This is a genomic window from Leuconostoc suionicum, assembly GCF_001891125.1.
GTDB lineage: Bacteria > Bacillota > Bacilli > Lactobacillales > Lactobacillaceae > Leuconostoc > Leuconostoc suionicum.
On the sequence record NZ_CP015247.1, the window covers coordinates 1507720 to 1533444 of the forward strand.

The following is a 25725-nucleotide window of genomic DNA, read 5'->3' on the forward strand; positions in this document are numbered from 1 at the left end:
TATTTTAATATAATCTTTTTCATAGTACGCTATTACTATTGAATCAAATAAATAATCGATAAATGGTTGCTATTTTAATAATCGTTTTCAACTACTATATGCCCTCTACCATTCTTTTTGGAACGATATAACAAGTCATCAGCGGCATCAAACGTCAACTTCAAATTATACTTGTGGTGCCTTGAAAAACTGATTCCTACTGAAAAACTCATATGATGTCCCTTGTCTCCTAAAGGTATTTCCAAAAAGTCATTTTGAATATTTTTCAGGAAGTGTTTAACATCAGTAAACATGCTAGGATTAAATATCCATACAAATTCTTCGCCACCATACCGATATATACCCAAATCGGTCGGACTTAGTTTATAAGCTAAATTTTCTCTTAAAAAAATTGAAAACTGCCTCAGTACTTGATTTCCAACTTCATGCCCATATGTGTCATTAACATTTTTAAAATAATCTAAATCAAGAATGGCAATTCCAACATCAACATTTTCATCAGCATTTGTTAACACATCTTGTTCAAATTTTTTATAATTAAAGAAACCAGTCAACTTATCGAATAATACTTCTTTCTGCAATTCAGTATTGTTATTTTGCAGTGTTGTAACTTGAAAATAAACCTTGCGAACAATTAAGAGTGTAATTACGGCCACACTAGCGCGGATAATCCAGTTTGTCGGTTGGTTAAATATACTATATATAACAACATGCGGAATATATGGTGCAAGGAACAGATTTGTTGCTACAATAAGCACTTCAGAAATAATCATAGAAAGTGTCTGATTAGCAATCAACTTATCGGATACTTCCATGTAAATAATAACCATTACCGCGACTGCCAATGAAGCCACAATATTTATCACCGTTAAATGGCCATCAACAAACAACATATACAACATTCGCACAAACGGTGTAATAATTACTAAGATGATAGCTTGTTTTTTATCTACTAAATAAAAAATTAGAAGTGCTAATAAATATTCATGAGCTACAACACCAATAAAATGATACGAAACGGACATTGCAGTATAAAGCATGGCAACGTAAATTATAGGTTTTATCCACTGTTCATAACGGCTTCCAGAATCACTATACATTAAAAACTTCATACTGATTAGCGTGGAAATCGCCAAATTCATGATGATTACCATTAAAATTATATAACTAAATAAATAGGTTATCATTTATATGCCTCATTTATACACTCTTTTGGTTTGCCAATATACCACCCTTGTTGATGTATTACTCCTATATTTTGTAAAAATATTAAACTGTCAATACTATCAACACCCTCAAAAATAAAGACTATACTATTAGTGTGAGCTAAATGTGCCCATTCTTTTAAAAGTGAAATACCTATTTTTCTCGGCATATATTTAAAGTTTTCCCAAGAATATTTTATACCATCAATTAAGTCTATGTTATCCTGCACGCAAGATAATGTATTTCTTCCACTGCCAATATCATCAACAAAAATTCTGTACCCAATTCTTCGAATTTCTTTTACATTATTAAAAAAAATGTCTTTTTCGCTTATACTATAAGGTCTTTCGGTAATTTCAACAATAATCCTTGAAGACCATTTGCCCATATTTTCGAAAAATTGCAGTGTTTCTGGGAATTTAAATTGTATAATTTCTAAATTAATTGAAAATATAGTACGCGTATTTTTTTGAAGCATTTCTGTTAAATGACTTTCAAAAAAAGATAATACCATTTCATTACCTGAAGCGGTTTTTAGCAAATCAAAAAATATGTTTCCAGGAAATTTTTTTGTTTTCCTTGAACGTAACAAAACTTCATAAAATTCAATTGTTTTTTGTTGCTTAGCAGTGACTTTGACAACAGGCTGCATCACAAGATATAAATCGTCAACTACTTTTAATTGTTCGTGATAGTCAGTCATGGCTGCTCTCCGATGGTTTCAAATTAGTTTATCCTGTACCTAATTATTTTTAATGTGCCTTTCGTCTGCGAAGTGTATCTATCCACCACTTCACAACAATATGCCATAATCTGTTTGAATACTGTGGATCTTCATATTTCGTCGATGCTTGAGCATACGTATTTTGTATGATATATTCATACGCCAATATGTCGAGGTTTTCAAAAGTAATACCAATAATAGGACTGTCTTTATTTTGATGTTGCCAAACGCATTTAAAATTAAATTGAATACCATTAATTTCAAATATGCCATGAGTATACTTGCTTACATTTTCTGTCATCAAAGCGATACGAGCACCATCTTCATTCCAATCAAGTATTTCCCCTCGGATATTCTTTTGTTCATTAAAATTAATCAACACAGTTTGATTTGCTATGAAACGTTCTGATTTACGCAGTCTAGGACGTTCATTAGAGAGATAACTTGCCAAAATCAAAGAAAAAGAATTATAGAACAACCAAAATATATTAATATAAATTCCTTCTTTTGGAAATGGACTATCCCATACGCCAAATATAAATAAAATTCCCCTAACAAGGCCGAGCAAAGACAGAACTAACAAAACAATAATTGGCCAAGCAGTACGCCAATTATAGAAGCTATCCTCACTATTTACACCCTTACGTGTCACAGCAAACTTTTGTTTAGATTTGAAGAATAATTCATTAAATACACCGTATGCCATGAATGGAGCAGTAGCTGTCTCATAGATATTACTTAACATAACTGTTTGCCTTTTTTCACTTACTAAGTTAAATGTTAATTGAGACGCTACAAATGATGGTAACCAAAAGACTAATATTTGACTAAAGCTTGTCTGCAGACTATATTGCCCAAATACTAGGAAAAAGATTGGTGACATGAGAAATACAAGCTTATATACACCAGAAAACCAATAATGAATACCATCAGTATAGATAACTCGCTGCATTAAATTGAGCCCTTTGACACGCCAAGGGTGCCATTTTTTTGCAACTTGAATATTACCACGAGCCCAACGATCACGCTGTTTAATCAAGTCTCCAAAGGTTTCAGGGGCTAATCCACTTGCCAAGTTTTCATTGACAAAACCTGTTTCCCATTTTTTAGCCTGTAGCAACATACCAGTTGCCATATCTTCAGTGATGACTCCTGTTGCGAAACCGCCAATACTATCTAAAGCTACTCTTCTAAATATAGCGTTAGAGCCAACGTACATGGTGGCATTAAACGCATCTTTTTGCTGCTCTATACCACGCATAAAGAAGTCTTGGTCATTTCCAATTGTGTTCGTAGCAAATAAATTAAATTGGTAAGGATCATCATTAAAAAAAGTCTGTGGTGTTTGAATAAACCCCATTTTAGGATTATGGAAATAACCTATTGTCATTTCTAAAAAGTCGGTACGCGGTACCATATCGGCATCCATAGTCACAACAAGTTCACCTTGAGAAACCGTTAATGCGTGATTAAGATTGCCCGCTTTGGCATGTTCATGTGTTGCCCTCACAACATGGTGAACTCCCAACTCCTGACACAATTGATTTACTTCACCACGACTACCATCATCACAAACATAAATATTCACTAACTCTTGAGAAGGATATTTCATTGATAGTGCAGCAACAATACTTCTCTTTAAAATAGTAACTTCTTCATTGTAGGTCGCAATAAGAACATCAACACTCGGATAATGGCCGTCTTTATAAACATCTAGCTTCTGAATCGGACGATGAAATTTTTTGTAAAATATTCTGTAGAAAACTAAAGACAAACAAAATCCACCTATTTCCGCTAATATTAAAATGACACCGAGTATTATACTGAAAATACTGTTCGTTGGAATTGTCCAACCAATTCGCCAGCCCAAGTAAATCATCATAGTTATAATGTATATAATGATTAATACTTGCTTTAAAAAATGATACTTTCTGCCTAAGCCAAAACAAACAATTGTTAAGAGTAACAGTGTCCCCTCTATACTTAAAATTAATGTACTCATAGATTCTCCTGGTGGTTATTTCAATTCGTTGTCAATCATTAATGCAGCCAATACTTTTAACGTATCAGCGTAATAGTTTTTGGATAGTGTGTCATCATATACCTGTTTTCGTAGTTTTTCTGACAGATTCTGGAATTCAGATTTTTGTTGATAAGCAGCAACCGCAATCGGCGCAGTGAATGCCATTGAACTATAATCATTTGAAGAACTACCATCCAAATTATAAACAGCTTTGATACTGTTTTGCTGGTTAAAAAATGTTAATATTTTTTTATTAATTTTTTTCAGTTCTTGGTTAGACGTTGCAAATGCTAACCTAAGTGGCACCCGATTAGCATTCCAAGCATATTTGTTGTCATCTTCGCTTTCAAAGGTATTTGGAGCAACATTTGAGACATTATTATCAGTAACCAAAACAAAATCTGGGATTAATCCAGTTTTATTTTTGTCACTTAGTTTTTCTAAAATACGAATAGATTTAAGATAAGTTTTTTGCCAACGCTTATCATCAGTTAGTTCGTAAAATGTTTTAAAATAACTTGGTATCAAATCCGATGTTCTAATCAGATTATTGTACTTTTCATCATTTTTTGCCCAGTTTCCAACGCGCAATAACTCATTTTCATCATTGTAATTATATTTAATCAAATCGTTTACAATGTTAGTAGCTAACTTTTTATAGTTATATTTTCCAGTCGAATGCCACTTTTGATCAGCCATTAGTAGTGCATAGGCGATATCCATATCACCATCCGTAGCATCAGTATTATTTTTAGCTAACGTCTGAATATTATTATTTGACTTGTTTTGTTTCCAAGCCATTAAACGATTCTGCTTACTAATAGTGTGTTGTTGATAATATATGACGAACTTATTAAAATCAGCCTGTGTGGCCAAATCTTTTTTTGCAGCTAACATCGTTATTAGCATGCCATAGCCTTGAGACTCTGAAAGTGCCTCTTGGCTATTTTTTTCATCACTGCCATTGACGAAAGTTCCTTCATTAACACTTTTAACATAATGTGACTGCCATGAATGATATAGTTTGTAAACTGGGTTAGTTCTTTTCATAATCCCTCCCACAATCAAAATAGCACTACAAACAATCACTAGAAATAGTGAAGTATATTTAATTCTTTGACTCATCTGTATATTTATACCTATCCTCTAAATTTATTCTTTGGTAACCTCCTCAATAAAATGATTCATCTCATCAAAATACAATCCTAACGCATCAACCTTATGAGCATCTGATCCATAAATCAGTTTAATCCCCATCTTCACTGCTTGCTCAGCAATATCAAATGTAGGGTAACTCTCACCATTATATGGCTTACTAAAACCAGCAGCATTAAAATCTAACTGATAATTTTTTTGCTTAATCTTCTGTAGTAGTTCAGTAATCTGTTGCTTGATTACTTCATCAAATGGCGGTAATTGCAACAACTTTTGATACTTACGAATAAGGGTAATATGTCCAACACGAACCGGTATTTTTAACCCAGTATCAAAGTTTACACTTTGCATCACCGCATCATAGTAACGTTGAAACAGAACTTGCGGGTTTTGTCGTTCATCACTAAAGTATGCTGATAAGGTCTCTGGGTCATAATCAATAGGTGCAATAATCCCATCATTATTAGGCAAAAAATGCACAGACAAAACAATTTCGTCAATCCAACTAGCTTGTTCTTTCAAAAACCTACGTATGTCACTTTCATAGTTTTTAAGGTAGTCTATCTCAAACCCAGCTTTAATTGTTATTTGATCACCATATTTAACTTGAATCCGCTCAACTTCTGATTTGTATAGTAATAATTCATCAGCCGCCATTGCTGAATTATCACGGGCATCATCAGGGCCAACAAATGTCTCTAAAAACTTTTGAGGCAATGGTGCGTGTTCTGTCACAACATACTCTGTGAAACCTAATTTTATAGCATGCTCAATATATTCATCAAGTTGCTCTGTACTTCCGTGATGAGAAAATCGTGTGTGTGTGTGTCCGTCTTTTTTTATCATTATAATTACCTTATTTTCTACTATAACAAAAAAACACACGCCAAGTGTGTTAAACGTTTTCTAATATTGTCTTTAGGACACCATCATTTTGATTATCAGCTACAGACACAGCAAAATCGTGCTTTAATAATTCTGGGTCGCTATTAGTCATCGCAACCGGATGCCCAACATATTCCAACATCTCCATGTCATTTAGTCCATCGCCAAATGCCATAATATCTTTCGCCTCAACATGTAATGCATCAGCAATATACTTTAATGCATTAGCTTTGTTTACATCAGAATCAACAATATCAATCGCACCATATCCTGAAGTGGTGACATGGACAATTTTACCTAAAATAGATTTGAGATCGTTCATATAGGCTACTTCATTATGAGATAAAACAATTGTTGACTTCAAAATTGGTTCGACCACATCATCAATGCTGTCAACTAATGTTAAGTTTTCAAAATATTCTGAGGAAATTTTGAAGGTGTCACCAATTGCTGCCTGTGACTTTAACATGTATGTAGTTGATTGTCCATTAAACGCCAATCCCACCGCAACATCATCGAGATATTTTTCAGTGACAGAAAAAATAGTTTTCAATGCTTCCTTAGGCAAAAATTTGACATTTTGCACTTCACCATCTAGCATCACCTCAGCACCATTATTGGCGATAATTTGATACTCACCTTCAAAGTTTTTGAAGTACTCTAAAACTTTTTGCAAATGATTGCCAGTCGCCACAATGAACTGCATATTTTGTGCTTTCATTTTTTGCAACACTTCTCGAAAAAGTGGTTCATTAATTGTTTTATCGTCTCGTAAAAAAGTTGCGTCTAGATCTGATGCTATAAGTTTAAGTGTCATTATCGATTCCTTTATACATAAACGGTCTATTACGAACAAACATTAGATATATTTAAAATAAAAGTATATTATCTTTGAACCCACCACCACAATAACTTTATGAGTCCGAAGACAAAAACACCTGCCAACAGTGGCCAAAAAACAGCAAAGAAAACTGATACAAATGAAAAATGAGAAAGGTTAAGTAAATTTGATCCAAGTAACACGACAAATACAAAAATTGGTAAAATGCGTTCTAAACTTTTCATTACTTACGTCCGCGTTTCTTTTTCGCCTTTTGTAAGCGACGAGCTGCTTGTTTGACAGCAAAGTTTTGCATCTTTTGTCCAAAGTTTCCTTTAGGCATTCCACCATTCATGCCCCCCATCATTGAGGACATATCCATACCTGAACCACTCATCATTTTATCAATACCACCAAAGTTTCCATTAGTTGCTTGGTTCATCATTTTACGCATTTGATCAAATTGCTTAATCATACGGTTAACCTCAACAATTGGCCGACCGGCCCCAGCCGCCAAACGTCGACGACGAGAAGGATTGATTAAATCAGGGTTCTCACGTTCCTCTGGTGTCATTGAGCCAACTATTGCTTCTAAATGAGCGAATTGTTTAGCATCAAGATTAACATTAGCTAAAGCTGGATTATTTGCCATTCCCGGAATCATCTTTAACAAATCTTCCATTGGCCCCATGCTCTGTACTTGTTTTAATTGTGCAACAAAGTCATTAAAGTCGAATGTATTTTGACGCATTTTTTCGAGCTGTTTAGTTTGCTCTTCTTCGTCAAAATCGCGTTGCGCTTTTTCAATCAACGTTAAGACATCGCCCATGCCCAAAATGCGCGAAGCCATACGGTCAGGATAGAAAACATCTAAATCAGTAGGTTTTTCACCTTGACCAACAAATTTAATTGGTTTTCCAGTGACATCTCGAATAGACAATGCCGCACCGCCACGCGTATCGCCATCTAACTTTGTTAAAACAACACCCGTTAAATCAAGTGAAGCAGAGAAACCTTTGGCCGTTTCCGCTGCGTTCTGCCCAGTCATGGCATCAACTGTCAATAGTATTTCATCAGGATCGGCAATTTCTGCAATATCTTTTAATTCTTGCATCAATTCTTCATCAATTTGAAGACGTCCAGCTGTATCGATGAACACATAATCATTTTTATTCTCAGCAGCCTTCTCTAGTCCAGCTCGAACAATATCACGTGGGTTGACATCTGTGCCCATTGAAAAAACTGGAATATCTAAGTCACGACCAAGTATTTCTAATTGATCAATCGCAGCAGGACGATAAATATCTGCAGCGATTAATAATGGTCGGGCATTATTTTCATTTTTGAGTTTGTAGGCAAGTTTAGCGACTGTTGTGGTTTTACCAGCACCTTGCAAACCAGCCATCATAATGATTGTTGGTATTTTTGGTGACTTATTTAACGGCACCGCTTCTTCACCCATTGTTGCAATCAATTCATCGTTAACAATCTTAACAATTTGTTGTGCTGGATTCAAACCCTCCATGATATCAGTGCCACTTGCTTTTTCGCGAACATTGGCCACAAATTTTTTCACTGTGTCATAGTTAACATCGGCCTCTAATAAGGCCAACCGGATTTCCCGCATTGTTGCGCGCAAATCCTCCTCACTAACACGGCCACGTCCTGTCAAATTTTTAATTGCCTTTGATAGGCGTTCTGTTAGATTTTCAAATGCCATAGGTTATTAAACTGTACACACTATTTTGTGCACATTTCCCTTCTAGTTATCAATTTCCGTCGTTAAAAGCTTCTGTACCAATAATTTTAACACATTATCATCTGGATAATGTGTCTCGATATATTGTTCAACATCCTTTTCTAATGCCTGTCGCTTTGCAAAATCGACTTGCAAATGAAGGATACTTTCATATTTTTCAAGTTGTTCAATAGCTCGATTGATATTATCTGACACTGCTTGGCGACTAACGGTCTCCGCTTCAGCGATTTCAACAATAGAGTAATCATCTTCAAAGTAGTAACGTAAATAAGCTTGTTGCTTATCCGTCAACAATTTTTCATAGAAACCAAATAGTTCGTTGATGTGGGTCTTTTTTGCTAAATTCATGATTCAACCAATTCTTTGAATAGCCCATAAACAAATTCTTCAGGCTTAAATTCGCGTAAATCACTGGATTTTTCACCAAAGCCAATCCATTTGACTGGTAAGTGCATTTCATTACGAATGGCAAAAACAATACCGCCCTTAGCTGTACCATCCATTTTTGTCAACACAATACCACTGACATCAGATGAGTTTTTGAACAATTTTGCCTGTTGCAATGCATTCTGACCGGTTGTTGCATCAAGAACTAACAAAACTTCGTGCGGTGCTTCAGGAATTTCACGCTGAATAATACGTTTCATTTTTTCTAGTTCTTGCATTAGATTAACATTATTTTGTAATCTACCTGCCGTGTCAACAAATAAAACATCATAATTTTCATCGCGAGCCTTTTCAACTGCTGCAAAGACAACAGAAGCAGGATCCGCTTTTTCTTTACCAGCAACAACGGGTACATGTGCACGTTCACCCCATTCTTGCAATTGTTTGGTAGCACCAGCACGAAATGTGTCCGCTGCGGCTAACAAAACAGACTTACCCGCTTTTTGATACTTACTTGCCAGTTTACCGATCGTTGTTGTTTTACCAACACCATTCACTCCCACAAATAGAATAACTGTTGTTTGTCCTTTGGGTGCAAAATTCATTGTGGCATCTTCATTTATACCGTCAGCCTCATACAAATCAACCATTTTTTTAATGATGACATCGCGAACGTCTTCTTTACGCTTCGCATTTTTTAATTTCACTTCTTCTCGAAGTTCGTCACTAATCTTTATAGCCATATCAAAGCCAACATCCGCACCAACTAAAGTTTCCTCCAAGTCTTCAAAGAAATCTTCATCCACCGAACGGAAATTAGCCAAAAATCGGTTGAACCTATCTGCAAAGCCAGTACGTGACTTTTTCAATCCTGCATCGTAAATTTGTTGCTCAGTTGTTTCTGTTTCTGTTTCTGTTTCTGTTTCTGTTTCTGTTTCTGTTTCTGTTTCTGTTTCTGTTTCTGTTTCTGTTTCTGTTTCTGTTTCTGTTTCTGTTTCTGTTTCTGTTTCTGTTTCTGTTTCTGTTTCTGTTTCTGTTTCTGTTTCTGTTTCTGTTTCTGTTTCTGTTTCTGTTTCTGTTTCTGTTTCTGTTAATTGTGGGGTGCTGGTTTTTTGTTTGTCAAGCGCCTCTTGCCAAATTTTGGCTTCGTCTTCGTTAACTAAACCAACTTGTTCCATCATCGGTTGCGTCACGGTTGACGTACTTTCAGATACAGCAGTACTTTGCTCAATCTCAGAAGCATCACTATTAGATTCAGATTCACTCAAAATTTCAGTGGATTCTGATACAGCCTCCTGCTCAACCGTTTCATTTTTCTTTTTACGGAAAATATCAAATAATCCCATTTATTTTCTCCTAATCCAAGTAACAATCGCTTCTGATTATTTAGCTGTCTCTTAAACAGCAAATTATACAATTACGAAACCGCTTCTTCCATTCTGTCCAAGTCAACTGAGACCATTTTAGAAACGCCAGCTTCTTGCATCGTCACACCATATAGCAAATTAGCATTCACCATCGTTCCTTTACGGTGCGTAATAACGATAAATTGTGTATCACCAGCAAATTCACGTAAATATCTAGCAAAGCGCACCACATTTGCTTCATCCAATGCCGCTTCAGCTTCATCAAGTACGACAAAAGGAACAGGTCGAACGTGCAAAATAGCGAATAACAGCGTAATTGCAGTCAATGCTTTTTCACCACCAGACAATAAACTCATTTGCTGGAACTTTTTACCAGGGGGTTGCGCTGTTATATCAATGCCCGTTGTTAATAAATGTGCGGGATCTGTTAAGCTAATTTCTGCACGACCACCACCAAACATTTTGGCATAAATATCTGAAAACTGTGCCGCGACCGCATCAAAAGTCTTTTTAAAACGAACTTGTACTTCCTTATCCATTTCATCAATTGTTTGTAGCAGTGTTTCTTTAGCTAAGTTCAAATCATCGCGTTGTTTTGTCAAAAATTCAAATCGTGTTTTTACAGACTCATACTCTTCAATAGCACCAATGTTAACATTGCCAATTTCATCTAAACTACGTTTAACTAAGCGCAACTGTTCGGTAATATTTTGAAAATCCATGTCAGCAACTTTTTGGTACAAAGCTTCCACATCGCCAACATCGTACTGCGTCAGTAATTGCGTTTGCAGATTTTCTATCTGCGTCTGCAAACGAGCCAAGTGCGCTGCAGACTGACTTTGTGATCCAATAAGCGTTCTCAAAGTCTCCTGTTGCGTTGCAAATTGCTCTTCTAAATCAGTGATGCTGTTCGCCAAAGTCACGATTTGTGTGTTAATCTTGTCATACTTTTCTTGTGTGTCATCAAGTTGACGTGATATATCATCAATTATACTTTGGTTAGCTACATTACCTTGCGCTATAGCCAATTGTTCTTGCAGATTTTTTAAATTTTCTTCTACAATACTATACTCTCTCTGTAGTTCATCACGTTGATTCTGTAATAAACTCAACTGGCCATTAATGCTGTCAAGCTGAGCACCAACTGTTGCAAACTGAGTTTGCAACGTGACCTTTTCTTCATTTGTTGATTGTGATTTTATTGAAGCTGTTTCTAGCTCATGAGCCAATTTCGCAGTTAGTTGTTCTTGGTCCAATTTCTGTTGTTCAATATTTTCGATTTTAATACTAAACTCTGCTATGCGATTTTTTAGTTCTAATTGTTGTTCGCTTACTTCTTTCAATTCATATTGAGTAGCTTGCACAGCTCTTTTTTGTTGCTTTATAGCATCCTGTTGTCGCGATAACTCATAATCGATTTTTTTAGTATCATTTTGAGCCGCTCGCAACGATTCTTGTGCCAAAAGTAGTTTTTCTTGTAACTGTTCACCAGTCGAACGTTTCAACTGCAGTGTTTCTTCTAATGTTCTTGCTTGAACAGATAATTCATCTGCACGTTCACTTAGTTCAGCAATATCAGATTGGCGACTCAACAAGGTTGCACCACGTTTTTGCGTTGCGCCACCCGTCATAGAGCCACCAGCATTAACAACTTGACCATTTAGACTTACCACGCGAAAACGAAAATGTCCACGTTTGGCAATTTCAGTTGCTTGATCTAGATTTTCCGCCAGAACGGTTGTCCCTAATATGTTGGCTTTAATAGCAGACATTTCCTCAGGCATATCAATCAAATCCGCGGCAACTCCTATAAAGCCATCCATGTGTCGCACGGCTTCCAGACCGCTTAAGTGACGTGATTTGATGGTATCCATTGGTAAAATTGTAACACGTCCCGCCCGGTTTTTTGTTAAATAAGAAATAACCTGCTTGGCCGTTGATGTATTATCTACCACAACCTGTTGTAACACGCCACCTAATACGGTTTCAATTGCCAAAGCATAACGACTGGGAACAGCCATTAATTCAGCAATGACCCCTTTAATGCCACTAAATTTTTCTAAAGTTTGTGGCTTCATCAGTGCGCGAACACCCTGATAAAAGCCGGCATACTCGTCTAATGAATTGAGCGCATCGCGATGACTACGCACCTTGTTCAATTCATCTAACACCTTGTACCAATTTTGCTCTGTGGATTTATATTTTTTTGCTGCATCACCAATGTCTTGCTTTAAATCTGCTACATTTTTTTCAAGTTCTGTAATGTTCACATCATCATGATCAATGTTTGGTACCTTTTTGTCAAACGTTCTTTGAATAGCTGTTAACTCTTTGTTTTCATTATCAAGACGTGCTGACAACACTTTTTGACGACTTTCTAGCTGCTGTAATAGCTTTTCGTCATTCTTTTGTGTGTTGTGCAGTGTCGCTATATCCTGCATTGTTTGAATATAATGATGGCGATTTACTTCAATTTTACTTTGTATTTCACGTTGTAACTCGACTTGTACACTTGTATCAAATTGACCAAGGCTAATTTTTAATTGCTGGTGTTGTTTTTGTAAATCGTCCTTTTGTTTCTCTACTTGGCTAATTTGTTCATCTAATTTTCGAACACGATTTTGTAAATCAAACTCCTGTTTTTTAGCACTTTCAACATCTCTGTTTAGTGTTGAAATTTGCTGTGCCCCTAAATTTTTAGCGCCAATCAAACGTTCACGTTCTTGAGTACACTCTAGAATTGTAGCCTGTAAACTATCCCGTGACAATTGTGCACTAACACGTTCTTGACGTTTATCTAATAATTTTTTATTGATAACATCTAGTACTAGCTTTGTCTGGTTAACACGTTTGTCATGTGTTTCTACTTGTTTAGTCGTTGATGATATTTGACCATTGAGATCATGAATTGACCATGCTAATCGCGCCTTATCTAACGTATCAAAACGTTCTTTTTGAGCTAAATAATCTGTTGCTTCTGCCGCCTGCTCCGCTAATGGATCAATTCGGCTTTCAATCTCATGAATAATATCCGCCACACGTGATAAGTTATCACTTGTCTGGGTTAATTCTTTTTGCGCCTTTTCTTTATTTTGCTTGTACTTATACACGCCGGCAACTTCTTCAATAATGCCACGTCTATCTTCGGACTTCGCATTGAAAATACTTTCAACTCGCCCTTGAGATATTATTGAAAAACTTTCACGTCCCAAGCCAGTATCCATAAACAATTCATGAATATCTCTCAACCGGCTCTCAACACCATTAATTAAATAGGAACTTTCACCTGATCGATACAACTTTCGCGTAATTCGAATTTCATTAAAATCAGATTGTATATAATGATCAGAATTATCAAAAGTGATTGACACTTCAGCGCGATTCAATCCACCACGTTTATCGGTACCACCAAAAATAACGTCGGACATTTTTGTCCCACGCAAATCTTTGGCAGATTGTTCGCCCATTACCCATTGAATCGCTTCAATGATGTTTGATTTTCCTGAACCGTTAGGTCCAATAATACCGGTCATACCAGGCATTAGTTCAATCATTGTCTTATCAGCAAATGATTTAAATCCGCTAATTTCAAGTGATTTTAGTTTCATAAGTTGACATTATCTTCCAGTATTTTTAGTGCTGCTCTGGCAGCTGCTTTTTCAGCATCTTTGATGGATTTACCAGTACCGCGCGCTAATTCTTTGTCATTAGCGGAGACACTCGCTTCAAATAATTGGGTATTATCTGATAATTGTTCCTCTTTTTCAGTCTGATAATCAATATCCACAGACCCCTTGGTCTGTAATCGCTCTTGTAGTCGGCTTTTAAAATCAATAAAACGATCAAAAAAGTCTGTATCAATTGCTGCAAATAATGTTTGATTTAAGAATTGTCTAACGACACCTGCCCCTTGATCTAGATACAATGCACCAATAAAAGCTTCCCAAATATCTTCAAGCAATGAGTCGCGATCCCGCGCCCCGCTCATCTCTTCACCTTTTCCTAAACGAATACCTTCGTTTAAATGAACCATGCGTGAGAAATGCGCAAATGATCTTGTCTGAACCATTGCAATACGCATTTCGGTCAATTGACCTTCGTGCCAGTCAGGATAGCGCTTGAACAAATACTCAGCAACAATCATTTGCATGACAGAGTCACCTAGAAACTCCAGGCGCTGGTAGTCACGACCTTTTTCGTCCGGATGTTCATTCAAATAGTTACGTTGCGTTAAAGCTTCTGTTAATAGGCTTTCGTCATTAAATGAGATATTAAATTTTTTTAAAATGTATGATTTAAAACTGTCTTGTGACACGTTATTTTCCTTTTAAAGCGTAGTCTATAGTATATTATATCAAAAAAGCGGCCATACTTTTCGAAAAGTTATAGCCACTCATCTAAAGATCACAGTAGTAATCGTATGATTTATAGTCCAGATTTTTCACGTACAACATTTGCGATGGATTCAGTATACTTTTCCACTAACTCTTGTGTTGGTGCCTCCACCATGACACGTAGTAGAGGTTCTGTTCCTGAAGGGCGAACTAACACTCGACCGTCCCCTGCCATCTGCGCTTCAACCTCCGCAATTTTGGCAATAACATCAGGATCATGCTGAATTTCTTCCTTATCAGCGACAGTTATATTCACTAATTTTTGTGGATAAATATGAACAGGAGCTGCCAGTTCAGATAGCTTCTTTCCAGTTTCTTTCATTACATATAACAATTGTAGAGCCGTTAATAGACCATCTCCAGTTGTGGCCCAATCACGAAAAATAATGTGACCAGACTGTTCACCACCAAGATTATGGTCTGATTTAATCATTTCTTCCATAACATAGCGGTCACCAACTGCTGTTTTGATGCTAGTCATATTATTTTCTGCCAATGCCTTATAGAAACCAATATTACTCATCACTGTTGAGACAACTGCATTATGCTTTAAACGCCCTTGTTCATTTAAAAATTTTCCAGTGATAAACATGATTTTATCACCATCAACAATCTCACCATTTTCATCAACAGCAATTAATCGGTCCCCATCACCATCAAATGCTAGACCCGCCTGTACTTCATTTTCTTTTACAAGTTCAGAAAGCGCCGCTGGGTTGGTAGATCCAACGCCATCATTAATATTTAGCCCGTTTGGTTCTGTTCCTAATGTTACAAAATCTGTTCCCAAATCCGCAAATAATCGTGCTAATAAACCGCTGGTAGCGCCATTAGCGCCATCAAGAGCAATCCTCATACCGTTAAGATCTGTTGGAATTGTTTTTTGAAGAAATTCTAAGTACTTTTGAACGCCTTCTGGATAATTGTTAACGACACCTAATCCATCAGCACTTGGACGAGGTAGTGTATCTTCTGACTCATCTAATAATTGTTCAATTTCATATTCTAATTGGTCAGATAATTTGAAACCATCGTTTCCGAAGAATTTTATGCCATTGTCAACTGCCGGATTATGTGAAGCTGTAATCTGCACACCAGCGTCTGCCTCTAGATTTTGAACCAGAAAAGCTACAGCTGGCGTAGTAATAACGCCTAATCGCAGCACATCAATACCAACTGATAAAAATCCTGCAATAATCGCTTGTTGCAACATTTCGCCTGAAATTCGAGTATCACGGCCTACAATAACAACTGGTTTCTTGTTTTCATCGTTGGCATGCCTGGTTAATATTGCACCGCCTGTACGACCAAGACGAAAAGCAAGCTCAGGTGTAAGTGTTTTATTTGCAACACCCCTTACACCATCGGTTCCGAAATATTTAAGATTAAATTCTGACATATTTTACTGTCCTTTAGTTTCTGATGTTGTGCTTGCACTACTTTGAGTACTACTGCTTGTTGATTCAGAGGATGATGAAGATGATGAACTAGATCTACTGCTAGTGCTCCCCGTCGAACTACTACTCGTTGAGCTGGTGTTTGACGGTGTAATAGTTACTTTTACTTTTGAAACACTATATTCAACAATCCCTGTTTGTGTAGGAATCTCTATAGTACGCGTTGTTTTATTGCTAATATCTGCAACATCCACCGGTATATTAATAGTGTCCACCGATTTAAGTATATCAGAAGAACCATATGCCGTCACCGTTTTTGGATCAAATGTAATCGTATAGTCATCACTGTCACCATTGTTTATTGTTGCGCTCAAATTCATTTTTTTACTGTCTTCAGGTTCAATATCCAACATGACATTCGCAGTTGGGTCACTGAAATTAACCTCAACTGCATTGCCATCTTTATCTCGTGCAACAAGCTTGACAGATTGTGATACAGACTGTTTAACGCCACTATCAAGGGACACATTGGCATCTACATAACTTACAGCTTCGACGTTAGCCTTAGGTCCTGAAATCGTGACGTTTTTTGGATCTGATGTTGTATCTCCAACCGCGTATCCAGTTGCAATCTTGCTTTTATCGAAACTAACCTGTACCGGTAGTTTTGCCGATTTCTTTTGGGAAATTGTCACCGTGACTGTTTGTGGCGTCACAGTAGATGTTAGGGAAGAGTTAACACCTCGTAAAGCCACTTTAACGTTATGCTTACCAACACCTAAGCTACGTAAATCTACACTAGCTTGAATATCATTATGACTTTGTGCGGCTGTCACCAGTGGCCCTGATCCTTCAATACCAACTTTAACTGTCGACGGCGCACCGATAACAACGTATTTATCTGAGTCAACTTGTAAATTTAAAGGCACCTTTAGGGTAGCCCTTTTCTCTGGAATCAACGTTGAAAAGTTTGTTGATCCACCACTATTGGTGGCAGTACCTTGTTTCGTACTGGAAACATAAGCGGCAAGTAAGATAGCGATGACCAAGGAAACCACCAAATTAACGATTTTAGACTGTCCTATTTTTTTCATTTTGAACGTCCTCCAATCTTTTGACACCAGTGTTTGACATTTTCTTCGTCAATTTGCACCAAAAATTGATGTTCAAAAAAGTTCATATAAGAATCTTGGTCCATATTGCGAAGTAAATCTCCCCCTTGGGTGATCGAAATTTCTCCCGTTTCTTCAGAAACAACCACTGTAATTGCATCACTTGCTTCACTAATACCAACAGCAGCCCGATGACGTGTTCCCAGTTCCTTTGGTATTCGCGTACTTTCTGATAATGGTAAATATGCTGCAGCAACGGCAATGCGATCATCATCAATAATCACGGCACCATCATGTAAAGGTGTGTTAGGAATAAACGTATTAATTAATAACTGACCAGTAATGTAGGCATCTAACTTTATGCCAGTTTTGATATATTCATCTAAACTACCATCACGTTTTATCGTAATTAATGCACCTATTCGCCGTTTAGACATGTACTGCAAAGCATCATCTAGACTCTTAATGAGTTGATGTTCTTTGGAATTATCCACACGAGCACGTCGAATGACCAGACGTCGTCCCAAGCTTTCCAATCCCCGTCGAATCTCTTGTTGGAAAATAACTACCACTGCTATTGGAGCCCATGTAATTATTTGATCCATAATCCACGATAGAGTTACTAAACCAAGGTACCAACTCACTACCTTAACCAAAATAACGAAGCCTACTCCAAACAATATCTGCAAAGCGCGGGTGCCCTCGACAAATTGAATGAGCTTATACAAAATAAACCATATAATAGCGATGTCAATGACATGCATTAGATTATTAAATGTAAAATATAATAGAATATTCATACTTAGCTATTCCTCATCCCTTCCTGCTAGAGCAGCTGTTTCAGCATAATTGATAAACTGACGTATGTTCACGCCCGCTTGCCTTGAAATACGCCCCTGTTCATAAAGTTGCTGAATCGTTTCACGTTCCACATTTAATGCTTTGATTTCCAATTCCATTCGATATCTATCATCTAGTTCACGTTGTTCTGGTGTATCAGGGTGACGTTCTTTCTCAATCTGATTACGATAAAATATAATCAAATTATAAGCCGCTTGGCGTTCCATTCGATGTGAAACAGTGTCACCTGTATACTTTTCCATATATTCAGACAAAGACTGAATAGCTTCCTTGGCCATTTCTTTAGTGGCCATTGAACTCTCTTCACGAAATTGGTCAGTTGACTCATCCGAAATCCAAATACGAATACTTCTTAGCGTACGCCGCCACAATATAATAATCCACTGGGTAGACAGATGATAGTGTTTATCAGAATCAATCATATTCTCTAGACGATCTAAACGTCGATTTTGAGAAGAATAAGTTAGTATAGATATTTTTTCATCGGCGAGCAGTTGTCGTAAACAATTTCGCTGCGCTTCCAATGCGACGCGTCGCAATTCTCGATCATCTTCAATATTGACTTTATGATCATTACTTTTGTTTAATTGTCGATAAATCTGATCAATAATTTGTTGTTTTCTGCCAATTAATTCATAGACAATAATTCTATTATGATCATTTTGTTGCTCACGGAGAACTTGTATACCAATTCGAATGGAAAATATTCTTGCTTGTGCCTCAGTTAAGTCAACTTTAGATTCATGGGTACTTGATGTTTCAACTTCGCCTACTTCTGGTTGTGTAAAGTCATGCGTGGTTCGTTGTTTGGTAACAATTGGCAACATAATTGTGGCCACCAACAGACTAATAATTACTACCACTGCCGCCACAAAAACGAGTAAATTACGTTGTGGAAAGGCCGATCCGTCTGCAATAGTCGATGGAACAGTTAAAACAGCAGCCATTGTAACCGCACCACGAACACCAGTAAGACCCGATATGATCGCCATTCGAAAAGAAATGGCACGTTCCTTATGTTTTAAATGATACGTAATTTGCGTGCCGTACGCCCAAAATGTACGAATAGCAAAAATGATAAACCAAACGGCAACACCATAAAAGATGGCCATACCCGTATGAACCTGCGTACTTCGCACGATATCTTTCATGGCAGCAGGAAGTTCAATGCCTAATAAGATGAAAATTGTGCCATTTAGCAAATAAACAAATACTTCCCAGGTGCGCACTGTAACCACATTTATTTCAGGTGAACGCGCGTTCATATGCTGATCGCTCAAAATTTTCGATAAAACGCCACCAGCCACAACTGCAATTACACCAGAAGAATGAAAAATGTCCTCAGCAACCCAGTAAATAACAAACGGCATTAACAAAGTCACAACCGTATGAAAAACCACATCATTCAAGCCAGCACGATCAAAAGAGTCACGTAGCCAGCTAACAAAACTACCTAGAATTAACCCAATAGCTAATCCAACGATAGTCATCCAAAAGAAGTTTCCAATGGCTTCACCAATTAGAAAAGTACCTGCGATGGTAGCTTTAATCGCCGTATTAAAACTAACCAACCCACTCGCGTCGTTGATTAAGCTTTCTCCCGAAACAATATGCATCACATTTTCAGGAAGCTTCACACGCCGAGCAATGGCTTGCACAGCCACCGGATCAGTTGGTGATATCACAGCCGCTAGGGCCAAAGCCACTGATTTTGGTAGTTGAGGCATTAGTAAGTGCATTAAAAATCCACCGACTAACGTTGTTAAGATAACCAAAATAATTGAATTACCTAAAATTGGTCCACGCAATTCCCAAAGTTCATGTTTTGGAAAACGCCATGCATCGTTAAACAATAATGGTGCTATAAACAATAGCATAAACCACTCTGAATCAACTTCAACGTAAATACCACATACCAGTGCTAGAAAGAGACCAATCGCAATCTGAAATAAACTGATAGGTATCTCAGGTATAAAATGCGACACAATGTTAGAGATGGTTACCGCAACAATTAATATTACAATTAATTCTAATATTGCCATTCCTTAACGCTCTCCCATTATTCTGACTTCCGTTTCTAAATTCACACCAAATTTTTCATAAACCGTTTTTTGCACATAATGGATTAAATCTTCATAATCATTACCTGTACCATGAGCAACATTAACCATAAAGCCTGCGTGCTTTTTAGATACCTCTACGCCACCACGGCGGACACCTTGCAGTTTAGAATCCATAATCAATTTACCTGCAAAGTAACCTTCTGGCCTCTTAAAAACGGAGCCATTCGATGGATAATTTAGTGGTTGTTTATTAGCACGTTTAAAATTGTTTTCATCCATTCGTGTCCTGATAGCAGCGCAACTATCTGGTTGCAATTCAAAAGTCGCACTAATTATAATGCCCCCGTTGCTCTGGAAAACAGATTTTCGGTAACCAAATTCCAATACATCTTTCCCAAAATTTTGTAAAGTGCCGTCTGGCATTAATGCAGTGACAGATGACACAACCATATCAACTTGCCCCCCATAAGCGCCTGCATTCATGAATACCGCTCCACCAACTGACCCTGGGATTCCTGCGCCCCACTCTAAACCACTCAGCCCATGTTCAAACGCTTGCTCAGTTACCCAAATTAAATCAGCGCCAGCTGATGCTACGATTTTATTTTGATCCACAACGACGTCTCGCAAGTCATGTAGTAAGATAGATAATCCCCGTAAGCCACCATTGCGAACGATTAAATTGGATAGCCGACCAAAAACTTGCACAGGCATGTCTAATTCTTTAGCCCAGTTCACCAGCACTTTCAATTCATGAATACTTTTTGGGATGGCTAAATAATCAACCAATCCACCAGCTTGCGTATAAGCATAAGGTGCTAGCGAATGATTCTCTAGTATTTCAATATTTTCTAATTGCATTAAATTTTGTCTCCAAGTCCATATGTACTATTTTACCAAACTTTAGGTAATTCTTTAAAATTATGTTAAATTGCTGATATATTAATGAAAAAACAAAATAAAAAAGCGCCCAAGTGAATCTAAATCAATTCCCGTGAGTGCTTAATCAGTTCACTTCAACTATTAAAAACGTCATTCATCTTACGCTGCGTTACGCAAACCATAATTTGATTTCATATTCGGCCGCTTCAACACTGTCCGAACCATGAACGATATTCATAACAGCCTCCCCTTCCCATTCACGACCTAAATCACCACGAATGGTTCCCGGTGCAGCTAGTGTGGGATTGGTCGTTCCCATAATTGTTCGCCACCCTGATACAATGTTGGTCCCTTCTCCAATCATCGCAATAACCGGTCCCGAAGTCATATACTGCACTAACGAAGGATAAAATGATTTACCTACATGTTCAGCATAATGCTTTGCCAGTAATTCAGGAGTAGGTTGTACCATTTTCATCGCTTTAATCGCATAGCCTTTATGCTCAATTCGCTGAATAATCTCACCAATTTTACCACGCGAAACGCCATCTGGTTTGATCATCATAAAAGTACGTTCTACCATATATTTCCTCCTTACAATTAAGTCTCTGACTTAATTGTACACATATATGAAAGCGTTCACAATACTACTTTCTTGCTGTGCGTTTGACATCCTCAGGACGGTATTCCATGGCCATACCTTTTAAAATATTACGTAGATAGCGATCACCAGCCGGCTTATAATTTCGATGATCCGGTCGACGCAATATTGCACTTAACTCACTATTAGAAATTTGAATACCTGCCGTTTTTAAGAAACCAATTAAATCATCACTAGTATAGGCCATCGCAATTTTCAATTTTTTAATAACAACATTATTTATTGCTGCCTCGTTCACCATATCAAATGTTGGTGGTACAGGCTTTAAATCGGGACCAATTTTCTCACCTCGTTGTGAAATAATCAAGCCATTCATAAAAGATTCAAGTATTTTTGTAGTGACCTTCTCATCACGTTTCGTACCTTCTGCTTGTTTTGTCAATAGATCATGTAATTGATCTTCATCTAGTGTTACGCCACCAAATTTAAAAATTTTGATCATATCAGCATTTTTTATGTTGAGTGCATAACGTAAACGAATAATTATATCATTATTGTTAAAAGCCATTGTTGTAGAACCTAGTAAATAGAAAATATATTGTCCAAATGTCAACTATTTTTCTCTATTATTTTCCTTTTATTTTTCTTTTCAAACTACCTTTTAGAAAAGACAGTTGTGTACGCAAGTCTAATTATACCATACAAAAAAGGCCGATCAGAATTCCCTAGCCAGCCTTTTTAATATGCAATTGTAAACTTATTATTTTTCAGGATTATCTTTTTTATTTTTCAAAGCATCTTTTACGGCATCGACATCGTCATGGGCAACATCTCGAACCTTTTGTACATCATCTTTGGCTTCGCCCTTAACATTTTGGGTCTTACCTTCGACTTCACGTGCTTTATCACCGGTAATTTTTCCTTCAAGTTCTTTTGCCTTACCGGCAATTTTATCTTTAGCATTATCAAACTTTTCTTCAAATGACATGAGCGTCCTCCTTGAATAATATTCGATGTTGTTTGACAAGTATAACGCAACTGTAAGCACTTGTAAAAGGATATGTTTTATATATCATTTGTTGCGTTATTGTTATCATGTTGAGCCATTGTATTTAATTTTTCTAGATATATTTGAACCTTTTTAGTATCTTGGTTCAAATATTTTTTATTTTTCTTTGCCCATTTATTGATATTTCTGATTAGATTACGTTGGCATACTAACCATAATTTCTGATTTTCCTCTAAAATCAATTGATTTTGAAGAATATACTTAGATTGATCAACTGGATTGTAATTTTGTTCCTTAAAGAAAAGTTCAACCCAGTAACCATTAAAATCATCTTGTAATCGATTGCTCATTTTATTTTTAAGAAATTTAAAATAATTTCTATTCATGTACGCCCACAGATGTAATTGTTGATAAAACTTATTTTCTTTTTTTCGCACGATTGAATTGGGGTTACAAAGCCATGTATAGACTACTGAATTTTTATAATAGATATCTGCGCTCAACTCACAAGCTAAACCAACAAAATAAGTATCTTCATATATTCTCAAATTATCCAACCATCTCAAACCAATGCATTTAATATATTTCGCACTAAACCATTTTCCATAAGATGCTTTCCAATCATTTTGAGGATGTGTGTCATAGCGAAAACTTCCGTCTTTTATACGATATTGCTCAATGTACCTAGCAATAATTATTTCATGATTACCCGAATTTTTAATTATGTTAAAGAATTCCAATAAGGCCCCAGTAAAATGTAATTGGTCACCAGCATCCATGAACATATAATCTTGTCCTAATGCTTTGTCCATACCAAATTGTCGAGAAAATCCCGGACCTTTTGATTGTGAATTATAATAATACCTAATATTAATGTTATCAAAAATATCAAATACTAACATGGACTTTAATTTATAACCGCCATCACATACCAGTATCACTTCAATTTGGTCAAAATTGATACCGATTTGATTATTTATTGATGATAATACCACTGCTAATTGAGATTCTTGCTCATTCTTATAAGGTATATAATAGATACTAATTTTTTCATGATGGATTCCTTTATCATTTTAAAAAGAAAAACAGTTAAGTTCATTAAACAAACTTAACTGTTTTTCAGTTTACTTAATATGGTTCTTTAACTAAAGTATCAATAAACTACATTACTGTCATTTCATATTCAGTTCTAGCATTTAACAATCCGATCCTTCCCTTGTTTTTGACTAATATTTTCAATAGTATTAAGTAAATTCACACTAAATTAAGAATGAGAAAAACACAATGAGGAATATATTAGTGTATTTAACTAGTATTTTAGGCTTCAATGCATATAGTTTTGATATACAGACAAATAAAAAAGAGATAATTTATTCAGCTTTTGACTTTGATTTTTCAAACGCATTTCGTTTTGCCAAACTGGCTAAAAAACACACCTACAGTTTAGTTAACTCGAATAATTTTTTTGTAATTGGTATTTTAATTAATCAAAATCAATTAATTTTATTAGTTCCAAACTTCACTATTTTTAATTATTTAGAAAAAGATTTAAATTTATTATTCATATTGTCACGACTGAAATTGCTTTGTCAGCTCATATATGAAATATTTAGTAATGAAATTGCACCTAAAGAGGATGTTTATATTGGCGGAATACAATCTACCAAGAAACACTTTCACTCAATGAATTGAACATCAAGTTATTACGAACAATCTTAAATCATGATAAAAATCAATTTTTATTTTGGAAAAATAGACTATTAAAAAACAAAATTTTAATTTGTGAATTGAACAGTGTATATGCTCAAAATACGTTGATCGAATATACAACCCTTTTAAGTAATTTAATAATAAACAATGGATATCCTTGTAACGATATTTATGCCATAAAAAAGAAAATATATGCGATAATAGCTGAAAACAATGCTTATCCTATAAATACTGAAATATTAAGTCAAATAATTTGTTTATTTTTTGATTTGCTACTAAATGAAACATATAGTTCAGAAATAGAATCTTCTCAAAAAATTAAAAATCATATTGACCGTAATATAACGCAATCTCTAACTTTATCTGATATTGCAAGAAATTTACATATGCCATTAAAGGAACTTAATCTGCAATTCAAAGCCAAATATGATTTAACAATCAATCAATATATTCGTCGAAGAAAAATTGATATTTCCAAAAATTTGCTTTATGCAACTAATTTAAGTTTTCAAGATATTGCAACATTTGTAGGATTTAATAGTCAGAGTTACTTTATTACTACTTTCAAAGCAATAGTCGGACAAACGCCTTCTGATTATCGTAAAAATAACAAACAGCAAAATCTTGCTTGAACACAAAAAGATGTCAGAGCTCCTCGTTCTGACATCTTTTCAAATCAATTTTAATGAAATACGAATAATAAAATTATCGTTAATATGGCTAGACCAGCCTGCTTAAAGACAATAGGTTTGTTACCACTTGGTATGCTACCATATAATCCCACAATTGTAATATACAACATTATAAAAAATATAATATAATACGCCAACGCCAATTAATCCATTGCAAATACCTTGATTTTTAAACAAAATTTGCACATTTTTATTAGCTAATTCTTCTGAACTCAGATTATATGTTTTGCTAGTAGCTTTGGAAATTGTCGCAAAGGTTCCCAGAAACATACTGTAGAAAAATTCTAGACCTACCAAATACTAAATATATTAATAAAAAGGCGCATGTCTTTCTTTTATGTTTGATTAGCAAGTCTATGACTAATTATTTTGCTTACTTTCCCATTTGTTGCACTTCTTCTCTAACAAATTTAATAGTTCTTCTTTGGAAATTCCTGATTTTACAAGTAACGTACTAATCACCATCAAACTATCAACTAATTCTTCTTGATAATCTTTTTCGTTTTTATCTTTGTAATCACTGCCCGAAGCATGTGCCATTGATAAATATGCTTGCGATACTTCACCAACCTCTTCCGATAACTTTAAAAGCATTTGCTCATTTGTTTTGTTCTCTTTTTTTGAAAGTTTAATTATCCGCTCAATCATAAAAATCCTCCTAAAAGCCTATAGATACTT

24 protein-coding genes and 1 pseudogene are annotated in these 25725 nt (G+C 35.9%); 2 read left to right on the forward strand and 23 right to left on the reverse strand.

All coding sequences use genetic code 11. The features are described from left to right. Positions 1-74 precede the first annotated feature (74 nt). The 21 genes from A6B45_RS07510 to A6B45_RS07610 all read right to left on the reverse strand — a co-directional run bounded on the left by A6B45_RS07510 (position 75) and on the right by A6B45_RS07610 (position 23706). A complete protein-coding gene (locus A6B45_RS07510; protein WP_072614021.1) occupies positions 75-1187 on the reverse strand; it encodes a GGDEF domain-containing protein in 1113 nt (370 codons plus the stop codon). Further along, positions 1184-1909 (reverse strand): EAL domain-containing protein, encoded by a 726-nt coding sequence (locus A6B45_RS07515; protein WP_072614022.1) that lies wholly within the window; start codon positions 1907-1909, stop codon positions 1184-1186. The genes A6B45_RS07510 and A6B45_RS07515 overlap by 4 nt, the downstream gene beginning before the upstream one ends. Positions 1910-1958: 49 nt before the next feature. Next, complete coding sequence (locus A6B45_RS07520; protein WP_072614023.1) at positions 1959-3932, reverse strand: glycosyltransferase family 2 protein; 1974 nt, start codon at positions 3930-3932, stop codon at positions 1959-1961. A gap of 15 nt (positions 3933-3947) precedes the next feature. Beyond that, positions 3948-5003, reverse strand: a complete 1056-nt coding sequence (locus tag A6B45_RS07525) for a glycosyl hydrolase family 8 (protein WP_072614024.1) — start codon at positions 5001-5003, stop codon at positions 3948-3950. A gap of 102 nt (positions 5004-5105) precedes the next feature. Further along, entirely contained in the window at positions 5106-5954 is an 849-nt protein-coding gene (gene hisJ / locus A6B45_RS07530) for a histidinol-phosphatase HisJ (RefSeq protein ID WP_072614025.1), read from the reverse strand. Between the two features lie 49 nt (positions 5955-6003). Next, positions 6004-6810 (reverse strand): HAD family hydrolase, encoded by an 807-nt coding sequence (locus A6B45_RS07535; protein ID WP_072614026.1) that lies wholly within the window; start codon positions 6808-6810, stop codon positions 6004-6006. 68 nt (positions 6811-6878) lie between these two features. Continuing rightward, positions 6879-7058, reverse strand: coding sequence for a hypothetical protein (locus A6B45_RS07540; RefSeq protein ID WP_072614027.1), 180 nt, complete (start codon positions 7056-7058; stop codon positions 6879-6881). Continuing rightward, positions 7058-8533 (reverse strand): signal recognition particle protein, encoded by a 1476-nt coding sequence (ffh, locus tag A6B45_RS07545; protein WP_072614028.1) that lies wholly within the window; start codon positions 8531-8533, stop codon positions 7058-7060. Before ffh ends, A6B45_RS07540 begins: the two co-directional genes overlap by 1 nt. 42 nt (positions 8534-8575) lie before the next feature. Continuing rightward, positions 8576-8920 carry a YlxM family DNA-binding protein gene (ylxM, locus tag A6B45_RS07550; protein ID WP_072614029.1) on the reverse strand — a complete coding sequence of 115 codons (345 nt, stop codon included), beginning with the start codon at positions 8918-8920 and terminating at the stop codon, positions 8576-8578. Then, positions 8917-10305, reverse strand: coding sequence for a signal recognition particle-docking protein FtsY (gene ftsY, locus A6B45_RS07555; protein WP_072614030.1), 1389 nt, complete (start codon positions 10303-10305; stop codon positions 8917-8919). Before ftsY ends, ylxM begins: the two co-directional genes overlap by 4 nt. Positions 10306-10376: 71 nt before the next feature. Next, entirely contained in the window at positions 10377-13934 is a 3558-nt protein-coding gene (gene smc, locus A6B45_RS07560; RefSeq protein ID WP_072614031.1) for a chromosome segregation protein SMC, read from the reverse strand. Then, positions 13931-14641, reverse strand: a complete 711-nt coding sequence (gene rnc / locus A6B45_RS07565; protein ID WP_072614032.1) for a ribonuclease III — start codon at positions 14639-14641, stop codon at positions 13931-13933. Before rnc ends, smc begins: the two co-directional genes overlap by 4 nt. A gap of 110 nt (positions 14642-14751) precedes the next feature. Next, on the reverse strand, positions 14752-16119 hold the full coding sequence (gene glmM, locus A6B45_RS07570; protein ID WP_072614033.1) for a phosphoglucosamine mutase: 1368 nt from the start codon (positions 16117-16119) through the stop codon (positions 14752-14754). A gap of 3 nt (positions 16120-16122) precedes the next feature. Beyond that, complete coding sequence (locus A6B45_RS07575; RefSeq protein ID WP_072614034.1) at positions 16123-17211, reverse strand: CdaR family protein; 1089 nt, start codon at positions 17209-17211, stop codon at positions 16123-16125. Beyond that, positions 17208-18029: a diadenylate cyclase CdaA gene (cdaA, locus tag A6B45_RS07580; RefSeq protein ID WP_072614035.1), complete on the reverse strand. Its 822-nt coding sequence runs from the start codon at positions 18027-18029 to the stop codon at positions 17208-17210. Before cdaA ends, A6B45_RS07575 begins: the two co-directional genes overlap by 4 nt. Before the next feature lie 6 nt (positions 18030-18035). Then, on the reverse strand, positions 18036-20132 hold the full coding sequence (locus tag A6B45_RS07585) for a Na+/H+ antiporter (protein WP_072614036.1): 2097 nt from the start codon (positions 20130-20132) through the stop codon (positions 18036-18038). 3 nt (positions 20133-20135) lie between these two features. Next, positions 20136-21014: a UDP-N-acetylmuramate dehydrogenase gene (gene murB / locus A6B45_RS07590; RefSeq protein ID WP_072614037.1), complete on the reverse strand. Its 879-nt coding sequence runs from the start codon at positions 21012-21014 to the stop codon at positions 20136-20138. Between the two features lie 190 nt (positions 21015-21204). Continuing rightward, positions 21205-21618 carry a nucleoside-diphosphate kinase gene (ndk, locus tag A6B45_RS07595; protein WP_002815320.1) on the reverse strand — a complete coding sequence of 138 codons (414 nt, stop codon included), beginning with the start codon at positions 21616-21618 and terminating at the stop codon, positions 21205-21207. Positions 21619-21682: 64 nt separating this feature from the next. Further along, positions 21683-22204: a YehS family protein gene (locus A6B45_RS07600; RefSeq protein WP_072614501.1), complete on the reverse strand. Its 522-nt coding sequence runs from the start codon at positions 22202-22204 to the stop codon at positions 21683-21685. 192 nt (positions 22205-22396) lie between these two features. Next, positions 22397-22624, reverse strand: coding sequence for a CsbD family protein (locus A6B45_RS07605; protein ID WP_011680232.1), 228 nt, complete (start codon positions 22622-22624; stop codon positions 22397-22399). 77 nt (positions 22625-22701) lie between these two features. Then, positions 22702-23706, reverse strand: a complete 1005-nt coding sequence (locus tag A6B45_RS07610) for a glycosyltransferase family A protein (protein WP_072614038.1) — start codon at positions 23704-23706, stop codon at positions 22702-22704. A gap of 223 nt (positions 23707-23929) precedes the next feature. On the opposite strand from A6B45_RS07610, the gene A6B45_RS07615 reads away from it, so the two are divergent. Continuing rightward, a complete protein-coding gene (locus A6B45_RS07615) occupies positions 23930-24337 on the forward strand; it encodes a hypothetical protein (RefSeq protein ID WP_072614039.1) in 408 nt (135 codons plus the stop codon). Continuing rightward, a complete protein-coding gene (locus tag A6B45_RS07620) occupies positions 24334-24987 on the forward strand; it encodes a helix-turn-helix domain-containing protein (RefSeq protein ID WP_072614040.1) in 654 nt (217 codons plus the stop codon). The genes A6B45_RS07615 and A6B45_RS07620 overlap by 4 nt, the downstream gene beginning before the upstream one ends. Before the next feature lie 50 nt (positions 24988-25037). Here A6B45_RS07620 and A6B45_RS07625 read toward each other — a convergent pair. Then, positions 25038-25317: pseudogene (locus A6B45_RS07625) on the reverse strand (DUF1304 domain-containing protein). 90 nt (positions 25318-25407) lie between these two features. Then, entirely contained in the window at positions 25408-25695 is a 288-nt protein-coding gene (locus A6B45_RS07630) for a MazG-like family protein (protein WP_072614041.1), read from the reverse strand. Positions 25696-25725 lie beyond the last annotated feature (30 nt).